Source organism: Halococcus dombrowskii, from assembly GCF_022870485.1.
In the GTDB taxonomy this organism is placed as follows: domain Archaea; phylum Halobacteriota; class Halobacteria; order Halobacteriales; family Halococcaceae; genus Halococcus; species Halococcus morrhuae.
In genome coordinates, this window is record NZ_CP095009.1 from 66,063 (window position 1) to 86,711 (window position 20,649).

The following is a 20,649-nucleotide window of genomic DNA, read 5'->3' on the forward strand; positions in this document are numbered from 1 at the left end:
CGTCATGCACAAAAGCCTGTGAAATTTATACTGGCGACGTTGATTTCGCGCCCAGTCGTGCATGAGCAATCCACCTTCCTGACTTCAGTGACGGACAAGGGCAAAGGTCAGGTGGCGAGAGCGGTAGCTATCGAGAAGATGCGAGTCAAGAGTTCGATCGGTTCGTCGATTTCCTTTCCAACCACGAGGACAGTCCGACATCATTCGGCGAGTTGGACTCGGGCCATCTCTGTGAGTACGCGCGCCGCCTTATCCGACAGAGATGGACCACAGGTACGGTACGCACGTACTACGCGTACGTCTCAGCACTCTGCGGCTGGGCCGTCCGTGAAGGTCACCTCGCCGAAAACGTCGTCCAGTCGCAACCGACGGCGAGGGGTTCCTGCAGTAATGGAGCCGTTCGTCCAATGAGGTTCGTCTTGGTCGCCGGCACCACTGAAACCGCACACATCGAGGGGATCAGCGCCGCCGGAGCGGACCCCGCTCTGATGGCACACACTCCGAGCGCGGACCTCGAAATCGTTGAATATGGGCAGCCAGTACAGGCACCAGTCATGCCAGTGAGTCCGACTGGCTGTCCGACCCCTGCGGTCATTACACGCGCCGTCCACGAACTGACCGAGTTCGAGATCCTGGCCCTCGATGCGGGTCTCGTTCGTCCAACCAGTGCACCGACTGTCGCCCTCGAAGCGATGCCCGGAAGAGATATCCGCCATCCTCGGCCCGTCGATTCCGCAGCGGACACGTTCGAGGCTGCCCGTCAACTCGGACGGAGCCTGCCGGACGACGAACTCGTGATCGGCGAGACGATTCCTGGCGGCACGACCACTGCACTCGGAGTCCTCACCGCGCTCGGCGAACGCGCCGTAGTGTCGTCCTCGCTCCCCGAGAACCCGCTCGCGCTCAAGCGAGAGGTAGTGGACGAGGCGTTGGCGGCGAGTAATCTCTCAGCAGGTGAGACCGCGGACGAGCCGGTGAAAACGGTACGCCACGTCGGCGACCCGGTACTCGCTGCCGTGGCCGGGATGACTATCGGAGCGACGACCACTGATACGTCAGTGACGCTCGCCGGAGGGACACAACTCGTCGCCGCTGCCGCCCTCGCTCGGCATGCAGGCGTGGACACGGCACTCTCGGTCGCGACGACCTCCTTCATTGCCGACGACGAGACGGTACGTATGAACGAACTGGCGAACGACCTCTCGTTGGACGTGACCGTCACCGACCCGGGCTTCCATCATCGTAACCATTCGGCGATGAACCCGTACATTGCCGGTGAGGCCAAGGAAGGCGTCGGGATGGGCGGCGCATTGGCGCTGGCCGACCGCGCTGGTATATCGATGGCGGACGTACGCGAGCAGGTCGTTGCCGTGTATGATCGACTTGTGGTCGACGAGTCCCTGTAGTGTCCGCCAAAGATTTCGTCGGCGCTATCTGCCTGACGATCAACTAGGTGAGATGAAACTTGCTCAGTGTAGCTTCAATCGTACTCTCACTAGTCCACCTCAAGCGGAACGGGATAGAGCTGGCGTAGTTTGATTCGGGCGTCATCAGTGGTGAACTGCCAGTCAATCAGCCCATCAGCAGCGTTACGACGATCTTGCCACGCAGCGACCTCCGACCGGAGGGTCGCTGCGTGATAGATTCGCCGGTCGAGACACTGGCGTTTGAGTGTGCCAATCTCGATTTCGGCCATATTCAGCCAGCTGCCGTGCTTTGGCGTGTAGTGAAACTCGAATCGATCGAGATAGGCGTGTGCTTCATCCGGTGGGAAGAACCGATAGAACGCTGCAGGATTGTGTGTATTGAGGTTATCGAGCACCACCCGGATGCAGTCCCCATCCGGGTAGTGCTCATCGGCGAGTTCGACCATTCGATCGATCCACTCGCAGGTTCGCCGTTTTTCGGTGATCTCGACGTTGACCCAGCCAGTTAGTGGTTCGGTGGCGAGATGGAGCTTTTTCTTGCCGTTGCGTTTGTAGTGAGTATCGACACGTGCGACCGCTCCCGGTTCTGCCGGGAGCGGGTCGCGTTTGTGGCCGCGAAGCGCCTTGCTGGTTTCGTCAAAGCAGACAACTGGCCGCTTCTCATCGTATGGCTCATGATAGATATCGAGAACGTCCTCCATGTGGTAAACGAACTGACCGTCGTCTTCAGCGGGAATCGCCCAGTAATCGTAGAGATGTGGTTTGAGGGTGTTTTTTTAGACGCCGTCTCACGGTTTCGTGAGAGATCGACTCAAAGTCGATCTCGTCGAGGGTAACGAGTTCGTCGGCGAGAAGGTGAAGCGTCCAACGAGCGCACCCTTCTGGTGGGTCGCTACAGGCGAGTTTGATGAGGCGTGCTTCAGCATCCCGTCGAGTTTGCGCTCGTATTCGCGATCGGGCTTGCGGCGATGAATCGCCGCAATCCCTCGTTCGGAGTAGTTTTTGCGCGCCTTGTATGGGGTTCCGATACTACAGCCGACGTGCTCACAGATCTCCGCATCTGTGAGCCCGTCGTCAGCTTTCAGAAGAATTCGCGCCCGCGTATTCTCCTCTGCCTTGCGTTCACCAGTCGAGATGAACCACTCGAGTGTTCTGCGTTCTTCGTCAGAGAGATCAACGACGTGCTTCTTTCTGCTCATTCCTCTACATACGCGGTCAGAGACGATAAACTAGCGAGTACAAATGTGAAGCTACACTGAGGCGTTCGAGCGGTTGGTGCCATCGCCAACGACGGGCGGTGGCGACCTGCTCGCAACCGAGGTGACCGTCGATGGATGACCGACGAAATCTTTACCGGACAGCACAGTAATCTCCCTTCACACATTCAGTCAAATAGACTGTCTCTCTGTCTCTATTGTCATCAGGTATCTGGGAAATCGTGGCGTTCGATCGGAAGGCCGAGTTCTTCGATAGCTGCTTCGAGGTGTTCTTCCTTGGCGTACTCTGCACCCGCCTCGACGCGCTTTTGCTGGGCGAGCGCGAGTGCTTCGCCACGCTTGTCCTCGGGGATCTCGAACTTATCGGCGGCGATTTCGATAGTAAGCCCGTTGTGGTCGTACGTGTATATCGATTTGAAGATGCCACGGTCGACCACACTGTATCGATGATCGTGTTCTTCGAGTGCCTCGCTGATCTCGGCGAGACGGTCAGGTTCGTACCGGAATGCGATGTGATGAACCGCACCGATGCCCGGTCGTTGCGGGCCTTGATGCGACTGGCGGCCTTCCTTGACGAAAAACGAGAGCATACGGCCGTCACCTGTATCGAAAAACAGGTGGGTCACCTCGGGCTGATCGAGGTTCGGCTGGCGTAGCACGAGCGGCATTCCGAGGACATCACGATAGAACCCGACCGTGTCCTCGATGTTGCTTCCGACGAGGGTGATGTGATCTACCCCGGCGAGTTGAGTCGCACTATGGGGAGGCTCGGCTGTCACGGGCACTTCGTCAGTAGTAGTCGATTGATCGTCCGTCATGATTGGGCTCTGTTAGTAGGTTCGTTCCCGAACCGCTAAAACTCTCGGCGACTCCGCTGTTATCAGATAACATTGGCGTCAGTACTGGATGGAGACACGGACGCAATACTTCCATCATCAGGACGGAGAGATGGTGGCAAAGTTGCGTACTTTGGCTCATTCTGACTCGTTTCGGGCGAGACTATCGAGAAGCTCGGACACCACTCGAAGTTCGTCCTCGTTGATGCCGTGACCCATTCCCTCGTAGATACGCGTCGTCACGTCGGCGTCCAACCGTTCGAAGACATCTGCGGTCTCGTGGATGCGTTCTTCGGGGATGTGTGGATCCACATCGCTACAACCGAGGAACACGGGTGCGTTCTCAAGATCACCATCGTAGTCATCTGGATCGATCTCTTCACCGATGAGACCACCGCTCAAAACTGCAAGCCCGCCGTAGCGTGTCGGGGTGCGCGCGACGAACTCGCTCGCCAGACACGCACCCTGTGAGAAGCCGAGGACCATCACGCGGTCCGTTGGAATATCTGCCTCGTTGGCCTTGTTCACGGCGTCAACGATGGCTTGCAACCCCGACGTACGCCCGGGTTCGTTTGATTCGACGGGTGCGGTAAACGCGCTCGGGTACCACGTGTTGCGGGCGGCTTGTGGTGCGAGATACGCGATTTCGTTTCGGTCGAATTCCTCGGTCATTTGGACGATACTCTGGGCGGTCGCTCCGCGGCCGTGAACGAGAACGACAGCGGCCTCCGCAGTATCAAACGAGGCACCAGCTGTTACAAGGGGTTGGTCTTGGTGAGGTCCAGACACGTTAGTTTGCCTCCGTTATGCTGGCGGGTTCGATCTCGGGAAGACGTTCTTCGAGCATCGCTCTATCGTTCTCCAACCATGGCGGCAACTTCAATTCCGTACCGAGCTCCGAGATGGACTCATCACGGGTGAAGCCCGGTCCGTCAGTCGCAATCTCGAACAGGGTGCCGCCGGGCTCTCGGAAGTACATCGACATGAAGTACTGGCGGTCCTTCTGAGCCGTCACCTGAAGTCCAGTTTCCGAAAGCGGCTCACGCCATTCCGCTTGGGTCTGCGTATTGGGCGTTCGGAATGCGACGTGATGAACAGTGCCGACACCCTGCTGGCCTCGTGGAGTGTCCGGCCGCGCGAGAACATCGATGAATGAGGCGCGATTACCGTTGCCGGATGCCCGATATCGCATCCGCTCTCCGTCCTGTGCAGTTGACTCATATCCCAACGTCTCAAGCACCGCTCTCGTCTTCTCGGGGTTGAGAGAATCCAGCGTCACACTATGGAACCCGCGGATAGCGTTGTCTGCGGGGACCGGCCCGTCAGCCCATGGTTCGATATCGCTCGTGCCAGTCACAAGCTCCAACGGCTGGACGTCGTGATCGCGGAACGGGACGACCGTCTCGCCGAACCGGGTATGCGGTGTGTCGACGTCGACATCTCTCGATTCGAGCCGGTCGATCCAGTAGTCGACTGACCCCTCGGGAATGACGAACGCGGTCGCGCTCGTCTGACCGCGGCCGACGCGACCTTGTCGACCGTCCTCGAACGGGAAGAACGTCAACACAGTTCCTGGGTTGCCAACTTCGTCGCCGTAGTAGAGGTGGTAGGTGTATTTGTCGTCGAAGTTGACAGTCCGTTTGACAAGGCGCAAACCGAGGACTTCCGTATAGAAGTCCACATTCTGCTGGGGATTACTCGCGATCGATGTTACGTGATGGAGTCCGGGTATTTCGATAGTCATGTATTGTTTGGGTATCTCGTTTGAAAATCTATTCTTGGAAATCAAGCGCTTCGCGGCCGATTAGAGCCCGAGACCGCCCAGTGCGTACGCCCAGGGTTGACTGCTGAGGGCGAGGAGGACCACCGATGCGCCGAGGAGTTCGACGTTCTTGATGAAACTCGTCATCTCATCCTGCTGCTGGTCTTCAGGCACTGCCCAGAAGTCGTGCATCATCGGCGTGGCAACGAGGAGGAAGACTGCGATTGCCCCCGCGGCAATCGCAGGGAACACTCCGAGTACGATGCCGAGCCCGCCGAAGATGAGCATTCCACCGGAAAACAGGACGCCCGCCCGGGCTGCGGGGACACCCTTCGATTGAGCGTATCCGCTCATCGCGTCGGCGTTCTGGAAGTGATTGAGGCCCTGAAACGCAAGGAGGCCCCCGAAGAGTATCCTCGCAATGAGGAAGCCGATTGCGCCGAGTCCAGCATCGATTGCCATTATTGGCTCACCTCCTGCGTCTGCGACTGGTTAGTGTGCGGTGCGATTAGTGGTGCGACCGTAGCTGCTATCACAACGATATCTAGTTCGTTCTGGAACCTACTTATATCCAATCTGACATTGATGTTATCAGGGTACGTCGGTGTTAGCCGGTGACAGCGGTGTTACTTCAGGTTTCATAATGCTACCAGGTTCGGAAGCGAACCTATTTGAGAATTCAGTGCCTACGGATATCCACGGAACAAACCGTGGCCCAAGCAAACAGATTGTCCGAAGCTGACGAACGGTACGACGAGACGGCATGCTCGATTATCGATTCGCTGAACCAGATCGGCTCCCAGTGGCGACTCATCGTCCTCCACGACCTCCAAAACAACGAAAAACGTTTCAACGAACTCAAACGCTCGACCGGGGCAAGTTCACGAACGCTCTCCCGTGTCCTTGACGATTTACAAGAGACCGACCTTGTCACACGTCGGCTTGAAGAAGACGCACCCGTCGCCACGTACTATTCACTCACGGAGAAGGGACAGTCGCTCCGCCCCGTCTTCGAAGAAATCGAAGCCTGGTCTGAGGAGTGGCTGTAGGTCCAGAGCCAGCATCAACTGTCTGGAAAACAAGTGATGCAGTGACCCTGTTCGGTAATACCAGAAGTCGGCTAGGCCAATTCATCATGCATAGCTCTCCGTGAAATTTATGCTGATAAAATAAATTTCAAGCCCAGTAAGGTATGAGCAATCTACTTGTTGTCTTCAGGTGGTTCTCGGGCTACATCGCCACAAATTCGCGAAGAATTTCGGACTCCGCTAGCGGAGGAAGTCCAGCAGTTCGTAGTCATGGTCGGGAGTGTACCGGCGGAACAGCAGGCTGTTCGAGAGCACCGATACCGATGAGAACGCCATCGCGGCCGCCGCCAGCACTGGTTGGAGCAGACCCAGCGAGGCCAGCGGGATCATCGCGGTGTTGTACCCAAGCGCCCAGAAGAGATTCTGTTTGATCTTCTGGAGCGTTCCATCGCTGATGCGGATCGCCTTCACTACGTCGAGCGGGTCGTCGCGCATCAGGGTGACGTCGGCGGCCTCGATAGCAACGTCGGTACCAGAGCCAATCGCGGTTCCGACGTAGGCGGTCGCAAGCGCCGGTGCGTCGTTCACGCCGTCGCCGACCATCATCGCCTTTCGGCCACCCTGTTGGATGTCATTGAGGGCATCGGATTTGTCCTCGGGGAGGACCCCTGCTCGGACGCTCGTGGGATCAATGCCGACCTCTTCAGCGACCGCTTCGGCCGTCCGCTCGTTGTCGCCGGTGATCATGTGGACCGAGACGTCCCGCTCACGGAGGGCCGCAACGGCCTCCTTGGCGCTCTCTTTGACCGTATCGGCGTCGGCGATGAGGCCAAGCAGGGTGTCTCCGCGTGCAACCAACATCGCAGTCTTCCCCTCGCCTTCGAGTCGTTCGAGTTCCTCGGTAGCGACCGAGGGGTCGATGCCGTTGTCGCGCATGAGCTTGCGGTTGCCGACGAGCACCTCCTCGTCGTCGACCGTTGCGCGCACGCCGTGGCCGGGAACATTCTCGAAGTTTTCGGGAGCGTCGAGGTCGATGCCGCGCTCTTCGGCTCCTTCGACGATCGCCTGCGCGAGCGGGTGCTCGCTGCCGGATTCGGCGCTCGCGGCGGCCCGGAGCACGGTCTCCTCGTCGATCGTGTCGGTGGTAGGTTCCGCGCCACCACTGACTGCCTGCGTGCCGCCATCAGCCACCGTCTCGGAGCCACCGTCGGTGGCGTGATGACCGTCGAGCGGAACGACGTTGGTCAGTTCCATCTCGCCCTCGGTGAGCGTCCCAGTCTTGTCGAAGACCACCGTGTCAACGTCCTTGGCGCGTTCGAGCACGTCGCCACCTTTGAACAGGACGCCGTTTTTCGCCCCGATCGAGGTGCCGACCATCGTTGCCGCCGGGGTCGCCAGTCCGAGCGCACACGGACAGGCGATCAGGACCGCCGAAGCGAACACGACCACCGCGAACTCGAAGACCGAGACCGTGCCGCCGGCGACCGCCGGCCCGCCCGCGACGAGCCCCCACAGCGGGAGCCAGTTGACGAAGCCCGCGAACGTTTCGGGGAACAGATACCAGACGACGCCCCACAGCAGTGCGTTCGCGATCACGATGGGCACGAAGTACGACGAAATCCGGTCGGCAAGATTCTGGATGTCGGGTTGGCGCGATTGGGCCTCCTTCACAGTCTGGACGATCTGCTGGAGCGCCGTATCGGACCCGACCTTGGTGGCTTCGACAGTGAGGACGCCGTTTTCGTTGATAGTCGAACCCACCACCTCGTCGCCTTCCTCCTTCTCGACGGGCACCGACTCGCCGGTAACCATCGACTCGTCGACCGCTGACTGCCCGTCAACGACGGTGCCGTCGGTCGGGATCTGTTCGCCCGGTCGGACCTTCATCCGGTCGCCGACGGCGACGTCTTCGAGCGGGATCTCCTCTTCGTTGCCCGCCTCGTCAACGACGGTCGCGGTGTCGGCCTCCATTTCGAGCAGTTGCTGGAGTGCCTCACCAGCCTGCCCTTTCGAGCGGGCTTCGAGGTAGTTGCCGAGCGTGATGAACACGAGGATCAACGCAGCGGTATCGAAGTACAGACTCCCCGCGAGCAGGCCCAGCAGCACGACGACCGAGTAGAGATAGGCCGTCGAGGAGCCGAGCGCTATCAACACGTCCATGTTCGCCGTCCGATTCTTGACAAGCGCCTTGTAGGCGTTCTCGTAGAACGGCTTCCCGAGCACGATTTGCACGGGCGTCGCAAGCAGGAACTCCACCCAGCCGAACTCGACGCCGAAAATCGTCTCGGGGAGCGCGCCACCACCCAACAGCAGCTTCTCGACCATGAACGCGATCAGCGGCAGCGACAACGCCGCGCCGAACAGCGTGAGTCGAAGTTGATGGCGAATTTCGCCCTCGCGTGCGGCATCACGCTGGTCCTGCTCGGAATCCTCACTCCCGTCGTCGCGCACGGGCGAGTAGCCCGCGTTCTCGATTGCGCCATAGAGCTGTTCGTGGTCGGTCTCGGCGGGGTTGTACTCGACGTTCGCCTCGTCGGTCGCGTAGTTGACCTCCGCCGAAATCACGCCCGGCACGTCTTCGAGCGCCTGCTGGTTGGTTTCGGCGCAGTTCGAACACGTCATGTCTGTGATGCCGATGGATGTCGATGCGCTCACCGCTTCGTAGCCGGCGTCATCGACCGCGGCGTAGATGGCCGAAAGCGACACCTCGTCGGGGTCGTATTCGACGGTGCCCTCGTCGGTGGCGTAGTTGATGCTCGCATCGCTCACCCCCGCAAGCCCCTCCACGGATTCCGTTATCGACTGGGAGCATGTCGCACAACTCATGCCCCGTATGTCGAGTTGTGTTTTCCGGTGACTCATCAGTAGTACCTACGGGGTCCTCGTTCAATGCGGTTTTTCTATTGATGTGCAGGGTCCGAATCCGTGTGAATTTGTGATTCGAAAGCCAAATTGGGCACGTCCGGGTTAACTCGTTGCCTCCTCCAACCGGTCGTATTGCTCTTCGAAGCTGGTTTCACACGATGGACAACAGAACTGGTAGAGGTCGCCGCCGATTCGGCTGGCGACACCCTCGCTCGTGACGGTATTGCCGCACTCAGCACACGTCAGTGCGAACTCCGTCCCGCCGATGCTGGGCGTCCACTCGGCACCCGTCAGAAGCGTCACATCGTAGTCGTCCACGCTTTCCTTGTTGAGCGTTTCCGAAAGCCACGCTGGGACATCTCCACCGGGGACGCGCGCATAACACAGAAGGTCGTTCTCCGCGGTCGTGAAGGCGTACTCGACTGCCTCGGCGTCCAGAAGCGTCTCACGAACGGGTTCGAATCGATCCGCGTGGACGGTCACTGTCAGGAGAACGGGCACGCCCTCGCGGAGTTGGGACCGGTCCACGTCGAGCGTAAACCGGCGAATGATACCCATCTCTTGGAGCCTTGCGACGCGATCCGACACCGCGGGCGGGGTGAGGTCAACGATCTCGGCGATATCGCTCCACGGCCGGCGCGCGTCGCTCATCAGTAGTTCGAGAATTTCGAGGTCGGTTTCGTCGAGGTCGCGCATGCGAGACTGAACGCACTCGGTGAATAAATGAGCTTCCGAATATGCACTTTCGAATCAATAGTGGTCGCCTCATCACACCACCAGTATCAAAACACAAAGAAGAATGAAATAGGCGGGCGTAGAAGTACTCGGCTGAGCACGACCATCACCGTCGAGGGCTATACTGCCCACGCATGGTCTCAACCGGCTGGAAGAGGAATACATACCATGTCCAATACGAACGACACCGATAGCAGCGAAGAACAGCACCACAGCGATCACCCTCGCATGGGAGACAATCGTCGTCACGCCGAGCACGCGACCCGCGAGGGAAGCGGAGGAGCTCGCCCCGACAGTGAACACGGGGAGCACGATGGTCAGGACGACGGCCACGGTGGCGGCATGCACGCCGGCCACGAACAGATGTTCAAACGTCGGTTCTTCGTGAACCTCGTCCTCTCGATTCCGGTACTCCTCTATAGCGAGGGCTTCCAGGCGCTGGTCGGCTTTTCGGTGCCGTCGTTCCCGGGAAGCGAGTGGGTCAGCCCGCTGTTCGCCGTGGTCGTCTTCTGGTACGGCGGTGTGCCGTTCCTCAGAATGGCCGTGCCCGAACTCCGCGACCGCTCGCCGGGCATGATGACACTCATTTCATTAGCGATCGTCGTCGCGTTCATCTACAGTGTGGGGACGGTTCTGTTTCTCCCCGGAATGGACTTCTTCTGGGAACTGGCGACGCTGATCGATATCATGCTGCTCGGTCACTGGATCGAGATGCGGAGCGTTCGTCGGGCTTCGAGTGCGCTCGACGAACTAGCGAAGTTGATGCCCGACACGGCTGAGCGTCTTACCGAGAACGGGAACACGGAAGAAGTGCCCGTCTCCGAGCTTGCAGAGAATGATCTCGTGTTGGTTCGGCCCGGTGCGAGCATCCCCGCCGACGGTGTTGTCGAAGAAGGCGATTCGAACGTGAGCGAGGCGATGATCACCGGGGAATCGCAACCCGTCTCGAAGGAACCCGACGACGAGGTCATCGGCGGAACCGTCAACGGCGATGGCAGTCTCCGAGTGCGTGTGAGCGCGACTGGTGATGATACGACGCTTTCGGGAATCATGCGTCTCGTCGACGAGGCGCAATCCGGCAAATCGAACACGCAGATGCTCGCCGACCGCGCGGCGGGCTGGCTATTCTACGTCGCGCTCGCCGCTGCGGGAGTGACTGCCGTCGCATGGGTGGTTGCAATCGGGTTCGATGTCAGCGTCATCGAACGTGCCGTGACCGTGCTCGTGATCGCCTGTCCCCACGCGCTCGGGTTGGCGATTCCGCTCGTCGTCGCAATCAATACCTCACTCGCCGCGCGCAACGGGATGCTCGTGCGCGACCGGATCGCTATGGAGCAGGCCCGCGAGCTCGATACCGTCGTCTTCGACAAGACCGGGACGCTCACTGAGGGCGAACAGGGCGTCGTCGGCATCGAAACTGTCGAGGGGGTGGATGAAGACGAGGCGCTCGCGCTCACCGCAGCTATCGAGGGTGATTCCGAGCACATGATCGCTCGTGCGATCCGCGAAGCCGCGGATGAACGCGAACTCTCGCGTTCAGCCACGAGCGACTTCGAGGCAATCAAAGGCCGCGGTGTGCAGGCGACCGTCGACGGAGACACCGTTCACGTTGGCGGCCCGAATCTACTCAGACAGTTGGAGATCGAGCCAGCTCCGACGCTCGCTGCATTCGCCGAGGAAGCAGGTACGAACGCCCAATCGGTCGTCTATCTCGTGCGTGGAGACGAGGCGGTTGCAGCGTTCGCACTTGCGGACGTGATCCGTAAGGACAGCCATCAGGTCGTCAACGCGCTCCACGATCTCGGTGTCGAGGTGGCGATGCTTACTGGCGACAGCGAAGACGTTGCCAGCGCGGTCGCCGACGAGCTGGGAATCGACACGTACTTCGCGGAAGTTCTTCCAGAAGCCAAAGACGAGAAGATCGCAGAACTCCAGTCGGGCGGGGAGCTCGTAGCGATGGTCGGCGATGGCGTCAATGATGCCCCAGCACTGACTCGTGCGGACGTCGGGATAGCCATCGGTAGCGGCACGGACGTAGCCGTCGAATCGGCTGATGTGATCCTTGTCCAGAACAACCCGGCCGATGTGGTTCGACTGATCAAGCTCAGTCGGAAAAGCTACCGGAAGATGCAGGAGAATCTCGTCTGGGCGGCGGGCTACAATATCTTCGCCTTACCACTAGCAGCGGGCGTGCTCGCACCGATTGGCATCGTGCTCTCGCCGGCAGTTGGTGCCGTATTGATGTCGCTTTCGACGATAATCGTAGCGATCAACGCGCAGTTCCTTCGGCGAGCTGATCTCAGCCTGCCGAACCTGCCCGGAACTGAAACGGCTGCCCCATCACCGGAATCGGCCTCAGCCACCTATAGTGATTAGTACTGATTTCAGAGTTCTCACATCGGAGGTTGTTGTCTTATTAAAATCGGCGTGCGAGATGCAGAGCGTGTAGTCAGCAGGTGGTCGTTGTTCGTCTCACATCCGTGGTTGTGAAACAGCCGTTCGGTAGGTGTGCTTATTGACCCGTCTATGATTCTCGCAGTAATTGTCACAAAATCGAAACCATTCCATCTGGTTATACGCGGCGAGCAAATACGAACCATATCATGCGCGAGGTCGTCTTCACTGTCGAATACGAGAAGGGTGTTGATGAGGTGATGGACCTCTTCATCGAATATCCAGACCTCCACGCCCGATCAATGGAGGTTCACGCGACCAGCGAGTCGGTGTGGGGCATCGATAAGGTCGTGGGGCCGGATGAGATCCTCACCGAATTCGATGATCGCTTAGAACGCGTCACCAGCGACTCGAATGCGACCGGAGTGTGCGGTGCTCCCATCTCCGAGTGGCACTACGACGTCCTCTCATCGAACCCGGAGTCGCGAAAAATATACTCGCTCCGCAGAGAAGGCGACGGCCCGCGGTCGATCCCACTCGTCGCTGCAAAGCACGTCGGCGAGGGGTTGATACTGCGCTCGGAACGCCGGGGTGCCCAGTCCCGCTGGAGCTTGCTCGTCGACGACACGGTGGCCGAAATCCATGACGAAATCCGTGAGAATCTTCGAGACGGGTTGTCACTCACCGTCGAACGACTTGGACAGCCGCCATGTTTGCTTGAAGACGGTCGGGTACAACGGAATCTCACACCCGAACAGAAGTCGGCGCTCGAAGCCGCTGTCGAACACGGGTACTATGACGTTCCGCGCCAGCAGTCGGTCACCGAGATTGCGACCGAGATCAATGTATCGAGTTCGACGCTCCAGTACCGACTCAATCGGGCCGAAGCGTGGTTAGCCCACCAGTTTGCGGGCGATTCGGTCGGTGTCGACATCGACACCGAGCTCGATCCCGAGGACATCGAGTTCATACGGTGAGCGTGCCCTCCGGTCGAACCCGCGGCAGTTGGAATATTTCAACGTAAGCCCCAATCTGTCGTATCCCGAAGGGAATCGTGTATGACTACTGATTCGAGGATTAGTGTTCAGCTCGTACGGAACGCTACCGTCCTTGCGACCATTGATGAGACGACGTTCCTCATCGATCCGATGTTCGCGTCCCCCGGTGAGATACCGCCGATACCGGACACGCCGAATGACCGCGAGAATCCGCTCGTCCCGATGCCCAATATCGAACTGTCCTACGACGCCGTGGTCGTCACCCATCGACATCCTGACCACTTCGACGAGGCAGCCATCGAAGAACTCGACGCGGATGTTCCCCTTTTCTGTCAGCCGGAGGAGGCGGGGGCCTTCACTGACGAGGGGTTCACCGACGTGCGGCCTGTCGACGACGAGATGACCTTCGACAGCGTCACGATCCACCGGACACCGGGCCGTCACGGACATGGCGAACTAGCTGAAGGAATGGGGCCCGTCTCCGGGTTCGTCTTCGAAGCCGACGAAACGCTGTACATCGCTGGGGATACGATCTGGTACGACCCGGTCGAAGAGACGCTTGGCCAGTTTAACCCCGATATGGTCGTCCTCAACGGTGGCGAAGCACAGTTCGAGCAAGGCGAACCTATCACGATGGGTGTCGAGGACATCAACGCCGTTCGCAATGCGACCGATGCGGCGGTCGTTGTCGATCACATGGAGGCCATCAACCACTGTCTTCTTTCGCGGGACGAATTGCGCTCGGAGACAGAGGACGTTCTCGTTCCTGAGGACGGAGAGCAGATCGCCCTGTAAAGCGACCTGATCCGAGGACGAGTATGCAGTAATCCATTTTCCGGGCCGACACAGTGCTGCGATCTTCGATACCAGCGTAACACGTCAAGCTGCGCTCGCTGTTATCTCTCTGATCGATATGTAGCGCTGAACCTGAGCGCATTCCGTGACCGATACGCGCCCTGTATGTATGTATCTAGCACGGTGGATCTCCCAACTGCTAAGGAAGATTCGCCCAAAACTATGGAATGCTTCGACAATCACTATCTGAAGTCAGGCAGATGGATTTCTCATGCACAGCGAATGATGAAATCAACTAAGATATGAAATTTAACTCATTATATGTGGTGGGCGGCCTAGCCACTCTCAGATATGTGTTTCAGTCGTCTGGGGTCGTCTCCGAGCTAATTCCCCGAGCGGTCTCGGGAACAAGCCACGTTGGCACGACTCGGGTAAGGACGACCATTCCAATCAATTCGACGAGTGTCTGTGTGACGACGACCGCCGGAGCGAGTGCGTATCCCGACGGTAGCGCGAGTGCCAGCGGCAGAATGACCAGTGAGTTCCGCGTCACCGACGTAAACACGAGAGCACGGCTCTCGCCCACATCCATTCCAAAGAGTCCGGCCCCGAACCGTCCGAGTAGTGGCATTATGATGAGGAACGCGACATACACGGGGATGACAGCAGTGATCTGTCCGATTGAGTTCTGAACACGCGGGAGTTGGGACGCAATAACCACGAACAGCGTCACACTCATCATTGGGGCTGGCAACCACCCCATCGCGTCTTTCCATCGCTTTCCAGTCTCAGAACGTTCTGCACCCACCTCGGTAAGCCATGCGAGCGTCAGCGGAAGTGCGATGATGAGAACGAACGCCTCAATGAAGGGTCCTGCCTGAATGAACTCTGCTACTCGCTCTCCCATGAACACCCAGAGATACCCCGGGAGGAGCAGTAACTGAATGAGCAACAACACTGGCGTCGCCGCAGTGATCTGTTCCGCATCGCCGTTCGCAAGCTCCGTGAACGAAATCACGTAGTCGATACACGGCGTGAGCAATACCATGAATACCCCGACGAGAACGACCGGGTCCTGCGAGAGAAATCGGGTGAGAGCGAAGACGACGACCGGAACCACGAGGAAGTTCATCCCGAGCGCAGCCAGCATGAATCGGCCGTTCGTGAACGCCCGGCGAAGTTTGACGAACGGGATTTCAAGGAACGTCACGTACAGAAGCACTGCCAAGACGGGGTTGATGAGCTGTTCCAGAGGAGAACTTAGCCCCGGCTGAGCAAAACTCACGACAACTGCGAGAAGGACGCCAGTTGCGTAGATGAGTATCTGATTGTGCTGAATCCAGTCTTTCGTAAGCTGTACCATTGTAGAATCTTGTGACGCCGGAGCACCTTACGAAGACTGATTTCAGCAGTTTCCCGTGGTTAGGGTGTCACAGAACAGTTCACATACTTCGACGAACGGTACGCATAGGAGGAGCGTATCACTGGAAGCTCTATCAGTAGACGGTCGGAATGCTTTCGGTTGGTCGTGAAGAACCACGAAACATGGCCACAACCGTCGAGATTCCCGATACAGACGAGACGTGTGCATACTGTGGTTCGCATATCTTCGACCACGATCCCATCTGTGTACGCGACTGCACCGCCGATTGTGGCTCACCTCTCCACTTCTGTAACTACGCGTGCCTATCGGCGTATATCACCGAGAACGAACTGACCTACGGCGACGCCTGCGAGTGGTCGCCCGAGTAACACTCGTTTCCTCCGGGTCGTCAACCCTCTCAGTCCTCGGGGCCGCTCAGTCGCGAGAGGCGCATCGCGTTACCTGTCACACCCAGACTCATTCCCATATCACCCACCACGACCGCGAGCGCAACACTCACGTATCCCAGCGGGACGCCGACAGCGAGTAACGCCTTCACACCGAGACTCCCCCAGATATTCTGCCGGATCACTCCATTTGCCGTGTGCGACAGTCTGTATAGGTATGGCAGTTTCCCGATGTCATCGCCCATCAGTGCGATATCCGCGGTTTCAAGCGCCGTATCCGTCCCTGCTGCGCCCATCGCAATGCCGATGTCAGCGGTGGCGAGTGCAGGTGCGTCATTGATTCCGTCGCCGACCATTGCGACATCTCCGTGCTCGGCCTGCAACTCCTCGATGGCATCCACCTTTTCGTCCGGCAGCAGTTCTGCACGGTACTCGTCGACACCGACCTGCTCGGCGATAGCCCGCGCTGTCCCCTCGTTGTCGCCAGTCAACATCACCACGTGGCCGACACCACGGTCATGGAGACGCTCGACTGCACGCTGCGAGGTCGAACGTACTTCATCAGCGATTGCGATCCCACCGACCAACTCGGCTTCCGTTCCAACGAGGACGACTGTTCGTCCGTCTTGTTGAAGCTCGGTGAATACGCTCCCGGTGAATTCTTCCTGCTCTGGCGAAGGGTTTCGAGAAACACCGTCTGAGACAGTCCCTCCGTCGGTCACACCACGAGTTTGTGAGAGATCGAAGCCGAGTTCCTCGAACAGCGCTGGCTTGCCTGCATAGTATGTCTCGCCGTCGATTTCGGCTCGAATGCCCTTTCCAGTCAAACTTTCGAAATCAGACGGGGAAGGGAGATCGGTCACGGTAGCCTCGTCCGTGCGAGTGAGAATCGCCTCAGCAATCGGATGTTCACTACGCTGTTCCAACCCTGCGCCATATCGAAGGACATCCGTCTCGCTGTGCTCTCCGAGCGGAACGATGTCGGTGACCGTCAGTTCGCCCTTGGTGAGAGTCCCGGTTTTGTCCATCGCGACGACGTCGACCTCACCCATCGTTTCGAGGTGGTTGCCGCCTTTGATCAGTACGCCGTTTTTCGCAGCGCTCGTGATCCCGGAAACGACCGAGACAGGTGTCGAGATAACGAACGCGCACGGACACGCGATGACGAGCAAGGTAAGCCCGCGGATGAACCACGTCTCCCACGGCAACCCAAGCGCGAGTGGCGGCACCGCTGCCGTGAGGATCGCCAGCACGACGACTGCGGGTGTGTAGTAGCCAGAGAATCGGTCGACGAACTGCTCCTGTTCGGTTTTCTTCTCCTGAGCGCCCTGCACCATCTCGATGATCTGCGAGAGCGTCGAATCACCCGCCGTCGAAGTGACTTCCACTTCGAGATAGCCTTCCTCATTGATGCTCCCGGCGTAGACTTCCTCGCCTAGAGACTTGTCGACGGGGACGCTCTCGCCGGTGATCGGAGATTCATCAACTGCGCTCTCACCTTCGACAACCGATCCATCGAGCGGAATCTTGTCACCGGGACGGACGATGACGGTCTCACCCACTTCTACGTCTTCAGCCGGCACGGTCACCTCATCGCCATCCCGACGGACCGTGGCATCGTCCGGCGAGAGCTCCATCAATTCACGCAGCGAGTTCCGTGCCCTGTCCATCGCGTAATCTTCGAGGAGTTCTGCGATACTGAACAGGACGGCAAGCGTCGCGGCTTCGACGAAATAGCCGATGCCTGTGGCTGCGATGATCGCCGTTCCCATCAGAAGGTCGATGTCGAGACTCAGATTCCGTGCGGAGTAATACCCACCACGAACGACGGGATAGCCGCTGACAGCAATTGCGACGAGAAACAGCCCATCCGCAAGCGTCAGTGAGTAGCCGAGAAGGGACGCTACCTCCGGGTTCTGTCCGGCAAGAACGAACTCAAAGAGAAGGCCGAGGACGACGAAGCCTGCGCCAATCCATGTTTTGATCGCGCGAGGACTCGTCCAGATCTCCGACGGCGGCGCAATGTCCATTTCACTACCTGATTTCCCAGTAGAATCAGATTCATCGCCAGCAACCTCGTAACCCGCTCCCTCGACAGCTGCAACCACGTCAGCTTCGGCAGTACGGTCTGGATCATAGGTTACCGTGGCTGTGCCGGTAGTCGGTTGGAGTGTCGTCTCAGTGATTCCGTTGACGCGCTGGAGACTCTTGTCGACTTTCTGTGCACAGGAGGGGCAGTCCATCTCTGGGACAGCAAGACGGACAGATAACTGTCGTCCCTGCCCCGAGTTGCTCGCCTGCCCCGCTGCGTCCAGACCTTCAGTCATCGTCGTAAGATAGGGTGGACAGCTCGATAAGCCTTAGTTGGAATATTCCAAATCCGGACTTCGCATCAAAGCGGCGGCGATGGGTCGTCTGGTAGCTGCTCACGGGTAATGTACTGCTTCGCCAAGTGTTCTTCTGCTCGCCTGAGTCGGTAGGTGAGCGTCGACCGTGGTATAGTGAGATGCTCAGCTAGCTCACCGACATCGATTTCTCTGGGAGATTCGTAGTAACCATGTTCAACAGCGGCTTGAACCGCTGCCTGCTGTTCAGGTGCCAATTCAGTGTTGCTGTTGGAGGTGTCGTTTGTGGATGGTGAGGCGACCGCCGTTCGAAGCATCTCCATCTGGGCGCAATCGCCGACTGTCGTTTCAAGCTCATCGAAGAATTCGCTCACATTGCCCTCGCCGGAATGGATGATGCGCCACGTGTAGTGGCGGCTCTCGTGGCGTGTATCGAACAGTAGCCCGTCACCGAGATGATCGCGGGCAATGTGAGGGATAGAGGCACAGAGAGGGGTACGCTCCCAGTACGAGTAGAGAACGAGCGTCTCAGTGGTATGGTCAAGAACCTGTGTGGTCTGAGTCGCGTTACAGTCCTCGGTCGCGAGACAGTCCGCGTAATAGTCGCTGTTGAGAAAGGCGTCTTCGATGGCAGTGAGAGCATCGGGCGTCCCCGTAGCATGGTCAACGCGCCAGAGTCGGTCATCAGTAGCGTGCAGGGAGAGTGAGCGAACCGAAGCATCTGGATGGTTAGCGAGAGTATCAGCCACCCGATTGCACCCGGGTTCGTATTCGAGGGCAAAGACGAGTTCGCGCATAGGTTGCAATAGGTGCTACAGTGCCATAACAGGTGGTTTCAGCCTGTTAGATTCGGCTGGTCGGGTCAGATCACATCGTCGGGGTCGTGCGTTTCCTGCATCCGCTGTGCCTCGGCGGCGTACCGCTCTTGGAGGTCGGGATCATCGACAGTGCCGAGATTATCCGATTCAGCATCGGCGGCCGCGGTGGTGTCGCGCACGTCGGTGAAGGAGGTGAGTGCCCGCTCCTTCCGGTAGTATTGCTCACCGTTAGTGGTCGCGTAAGTGAGGATGATCAAATTCTGCTCGTCGTCAGAGTAGGTGCGTTCAACCAGCCAGACACGCACATCGTCGTCCAGTTGATCCGGCATATTCGTCTGGTTATCGCTCCTAGGGATTAAGTGGTAGAAATCACGCAGTGGACTACTCACACAGATAGTACGGAAAACAGCAGTTTTCCATACCGATACGAAAACTCCCGCTCGGTATGGTTAGGTTGTCCGAGCACGCCATACAAATCGTCGCCTACGTCCGCGTTTCGACTGTCGGTTCTGTATCGGGATAATCAATCTTCACCAACGAGCGTCGGAAGCTTTTCCTCGAACAATCGATCTCCGGCTTCCCAGAGGATCTCTGTCGGGACAGTCTTGGAGAACTGCACACGCTCGTGATTGTGCTCGCCCGTCGTTGGGTTCTCGTACTGAAAATGAACCGGTCCGAGATCAGGGTGGTCATCATCGCGGTGCCATCCGCAGTTGAAGCCCGTATTCGGGTCGTAATAATGAATCTGGTAGTAGACTGCATCACCGTGGAAGCGCCACTCGACGCGGAGTTCTGGAGCCTCGGGTCCAGTTGGAGGACGTACTCGATCTGGATCAATGGTCGCCCGTAGCCACGCTTTGATGATGCTATCGGGTTCATACTGGACGGCCGTAATCTCCGGCTGACGGTCGAGTACTCCCCTCAATCCACGGTAAACACTCGGATCGGTTGTGCCTGGAAGCCCCATCAAACGGATCTCAGGCAGTGATGGTTTCGCGTTCGGTCGCCCAGTCGTACTCGCGGAGGGCCGCTTGCACGAGCGGGAGGCGGGTTTCGAGTTGCTCCCACTCGCTGGCAGCCTCACGGCGGGACTCCCTCTCCTGTTTGTCATCGAGAGCAGCGAGACTCGACCGGAGTTCGCCCGGTTGGTCAACATCGTAGGTTGCCTTCCAGTCGGTGATGCAGTCGCGCATCGATTCGAGCGCGCTAGTGAGCTCCTCTCGGGTGTGCTCGCGCTGAAGGGTGGCCACTTCGCGGTAGGACGCCATGAGCTGATCGAGAGCGTAGAGCGTCTGTTCACCTTGCTCGACTCGTAGAAGTACGTTGTCCTCGACGAGTTGGTTGAGGTATTTCTGGGCGGTCTTAACTGAGACCTCCGTCTCTTCGGCGATCCACGAGGCGGTACGAGGCTCCCGAAGCGTCCAAGCAGCCGCTCGGACGCGCTCGCCGCGGGTTCGCGATGAACGGGTGCCGCGATCGGCTCGTTCGGAACTCTCGGAAGGAGCAGTCGGTTGCTCCTGCTCATCCGAATGCTGAGCTGTTCCAGAATCGGATTTTTCAGACATATCCTGTCTACAGCCTGCCGAAACATATATCCAACGGCTTGTGTATATATTCTCACCCGCCGCGCAGAAGTTGAGACTGGCGCTCTCAATGCAT

20 protein-coding genes and 1 pseudogene are annotated in these 20,649 nt (G+C 58.5%); 6 read left to right on the forward strand and 15 right to left on the reverse strand.

What is annotated here, in order from left to right; translation table 11 throughout:
* Positions 1 to 407 precede the first annotated feature (407 nt).
* Positions 408 to 1,406, forward strand: a complete 999-nt coding sequence (gene cobT / locus MUK72_RS18425) for a nicotinate mononucleotide-dependent phosphoribosyltransferase CobT (protein WP_244707087.1) — start codon at positions 408 to 410, stop codon at positions 1,404 to 1,406.
* 89 nt (positions 1,407 to 1,495) lie between these two features.
* Here the strand turns inward: cobT and MUK72_RS18430 are convergent, their stop codons facing one another.
* From MUK72_RS18430 to MUK72_RS18460, 7 genes and pseudogenes are all read right to left on the reverse strand, one after another.
* Entirely contained in the window at positions 1,496 to 2,164 is a 669-nt protein-coding gene (locus MUK72_RS18430; protein ID WP_244707226.1) for an IS630 family transposase, read from the reverse strand.
* Positions 2,154 to 2,444 carry a helix-turn-helix domain-containing protein gene (locus MUK72_RS20345; RefSeq protein WP_342346261.1) on the reverse strand — a complete coding sequence of 97 codons (291 nt, stop codon included), beginning with the start codon at positions 2,442 to 2,444 and terminating at the stop codon, positions 2,154 to 2,156. Before MUK72_RS20345 ends, MUK72_RS18430 begins: the two co-directional genes overlap by 11 nt.
* Before the next feature lie 2 nt (positions 2,445 to 2,446).
* A pseudogene (locus MUK72_RS18440) lies at positions 2,447 to 2,626 on the reverse strand (helix-turn-helix domain-containing protein); the annotation flags it as partial.
* A gap of 221 nt (positions 2,627 to 2,847) precedes the next feature.
* Entirely contained in the window at positions 2,848 to 3,462 is a 615-nt protein-coding gene (locus MUK72_RS18445; protein ID WP_244707089.1) for a VOC family protein, read from the reverse strand.
* Positions 3,463 to 3,618: 156 nt separating this feature from the next.
* Positions 3,619 to 4,269: an alpha/beta hydrolase gene (locus tag MUK72_RS18450; protein ID WP_244707091.1), complete on the reverse strand. Its 651-nt coding sequence runs from the start codon at positions 4,267 to 4,269 to the stop codon at positions 3,619 to 3,621.
* A gap of 1 nt (position 4,270) precedes the next feature.
* Positions 4,271 to 5,224: a ring-cleaving dioxygenase gene (locus MUK72_RS18455; protein WP_244707093.1), complete on the reverse strand. Its 954-nt coding sequence runs from the start codon at positions 5,222 to 5,224 to the stop codon at positions 4,271 to 4,273.
* Positions 5,225 to 5,284: 60 nt separating this feature from the next.
* On the reverse strand, positions 5,285 to 5,704 hold the full coding sequence (locus tag MUK72_RS18460) for a DoxX family protein (RefSeq protein WP_004051525.1): 420 nt from the start codon (positions 5,702 to 5,704) through the stop codon (positions 5,285 to 5,287).
* 266 nt (positions 5,705 to 5,970) lie between these two features.
* Here MUK72_RS18460 and MUK72_RS18465 point away from each other — a divergent pair, with 266 nt between their 5' ends.
* Positions 5,971 to 6,291: a winged helix-turn-helix transcriptional regulator gene (locus MUK72_RS18465; RefSeq protein WP_244707095.1), complete on the forward strand. Its 321-nt coding sequence runs from the start codon at positions 5,971 to 5,973 to the stop codon at positions 6,289 to 6,291.
* A 219-nt stretch (positions 6,292 to 6,510) separates the two neighbouring features.
* Here the strand turns inward: MUK72_RS18465 and MUK72_RS18470 are convergent, their stop codons facing one another.
* On the reverse strand, positions 6,511 to 9,132 hold the full coding sequence (locus MUK72_RS18470) for a heavy metal translocating P-type ATPase (RefSeq protein ID WP_244707097.1): 2,622 nt from the start codon (positions 9,130 to 9,132) through the stop codon (positions 6,511 to 6,513).
* A gap of 105 nt (positions 9,133 to 9,237) precedes the next feature.
* Positions 9,238 to 9,831 carry a winged helix-turn-helix transcriptional regulator gene (locus MUK72_RS18475; protein WP_244707099.1) on the reverse strand — a complete coding sequence of 198 codons (594 nt, stop codon included), beginning with the start codon at positions 9,829 to 9,831 and terminating at the stop codon, positions 9,238 to 9,240.
* Between the two features lie 267 nt (positions 9,832 to 10,098).
* Between MUK72_RS18475 and MUK72_RS18480 the strand changes: the two genes are divergently transcribed.
* From MUK72_RS18480 to MUK72_RS18490, 3 genes are all read left to right on the forward strand, one after another.
* Positions 10,099 to 12,246, forward strand: a complete 2,148-nt coding sequence (locus MUK72_RS18480) for a copper-translocating P-type ATPase (protein WP_244707101.1) — start codon at positions 10,099 to 10,101, stop codon at positions 12,244 to 12,246.
* Positions 12,247 to 12,473: 227 nt separating this feature from the next.
* Positions 12,474 to 13,241 carry a helix-turn-helix domain-containing protein gene (locus MUK72_RS18485; RefSeq protein ID WP_244707103.1) on the forward strand — a complete coding sequence of 256 codons (768 nt, stop codon included), beginning with the start codon at positions 12,474 to 12,476 and terminating at the stop codon, positions 13,239 to 13,241.
* An 81-nt stretch (positions 13,242 to 13,322) separates the two neighbouring features.
* Positions 13,323 to 14,057: an MBL fold metallo-hydrolase gene (locus tag MUK72_RS18490; RefSeq protein WP_244707105.1), complete on the forward strand. Its 735-nt coding sequence runs from the start codon at positions 13,323 to 13,325 to the stop codon at positions 14,055 to 14,057.
* A 358-nt stretch (positions 14,058 to 14,415) separates the two neighbouring features.
* Here MUK72_RS18490 and MUK72_RS18495 read toward each other — a convergent pair whose 3' ends face one another.
* Positions 14,416 to 15,420 (reverse strand): arsenic resistance protein, encoded by a 1,005-nt coding sequence (locus MUK72_RS18495; RefSeq protein ID WP_244707107.1) that lies wholly within the window; start codon positions 15,418 to 15,420, stop codon positions 14,416 to 14,418.
* Between the two features lie 182 nt (positions 15,421 to 15,602).
* Between MUK72_RS18495 and MUK72_RS18500 the strand changes: the two genes are divergently transcribed.
* Positions 15,603 to 15,809, forward strand: coding sequence for a hypothetical protein (locus MUK72_RS18500; protein WP_244707109.1), 207 nt, complete (start codon positions 15,603 to 15,605; stop codon positions 15,807 to 15,809).
* Positions 15,810 to 15,838: 29 nt separating this feature from the next.
* Here MUK72_RS18500 and MUK72_RS18505 read toward each other — a convergent pair whose 3' ends face one another.
* From MUK72_RS18505 to MUK72_RS18525, 5 genes are all read right to left on the reverse strand, one after another.
* Positions 15,839 to 18,154 carry a heavy metal translocating P-type ATPase gene (locus tag MUK72_RS18505; protein WP_244707111.1) on the reverse strand — a complete coding sequence of 772 codons (2,316 nt, stop codon included), beginning with the start codon at positions 18,152 to 18,154 and terminating at the stop codon, positions 15,839 to 15,841.
* A 65-nt stretch (positions 18,155 to 18,219) separates the two neighbouring features.
* Complete coding sequence (locus MUK72_RS18510; protein WP_244707113.1) at positions 18,220 to 18,969, reverse strand: helix-turn-helix domain-containing protein; 750 nt, start codon at positions 18,967 to 18,969, stop codon at positions 18,220 to 18,222.
* Positions 18,970 to 19,034: 65 nt separating this feature from the next.
* A complete protein-coding gene (locus MUK72_RS18515) occupies positions 19,035 to 19,319 on the reverse strand; it encodes a DUF7967 family protein (protein ID WP_005040668.1) in 285 nt (94 codons plus the stop codon).
* 194 nt (positions 19,320 to 19,513) lie between these two features.
* A complete protein-coding gene (locus MUK72_RS18520) occupies positions 19,514 to 19,957 on the reverse strand; it encodes a hypothetical protein (RefSeq protein ID WP_244707116.1) in 444 nt (147 codons plus the stop codon).
* Positions 19,958 to 19,967: 10 nt separating this feature from the next.
* Complete coding sequence (locus MUK72_RS18525; protein ID WP_244707118.1) at positions 19,968 to 20,555, reverse strand: DUF7342 family protein; 588 nt, start codon at positions 20,553 to 20,555, stop codon at positions 19,968 to 19,970.
* Positions 20,556 to 20,649 lie beyond the last annotated feature (94 nt).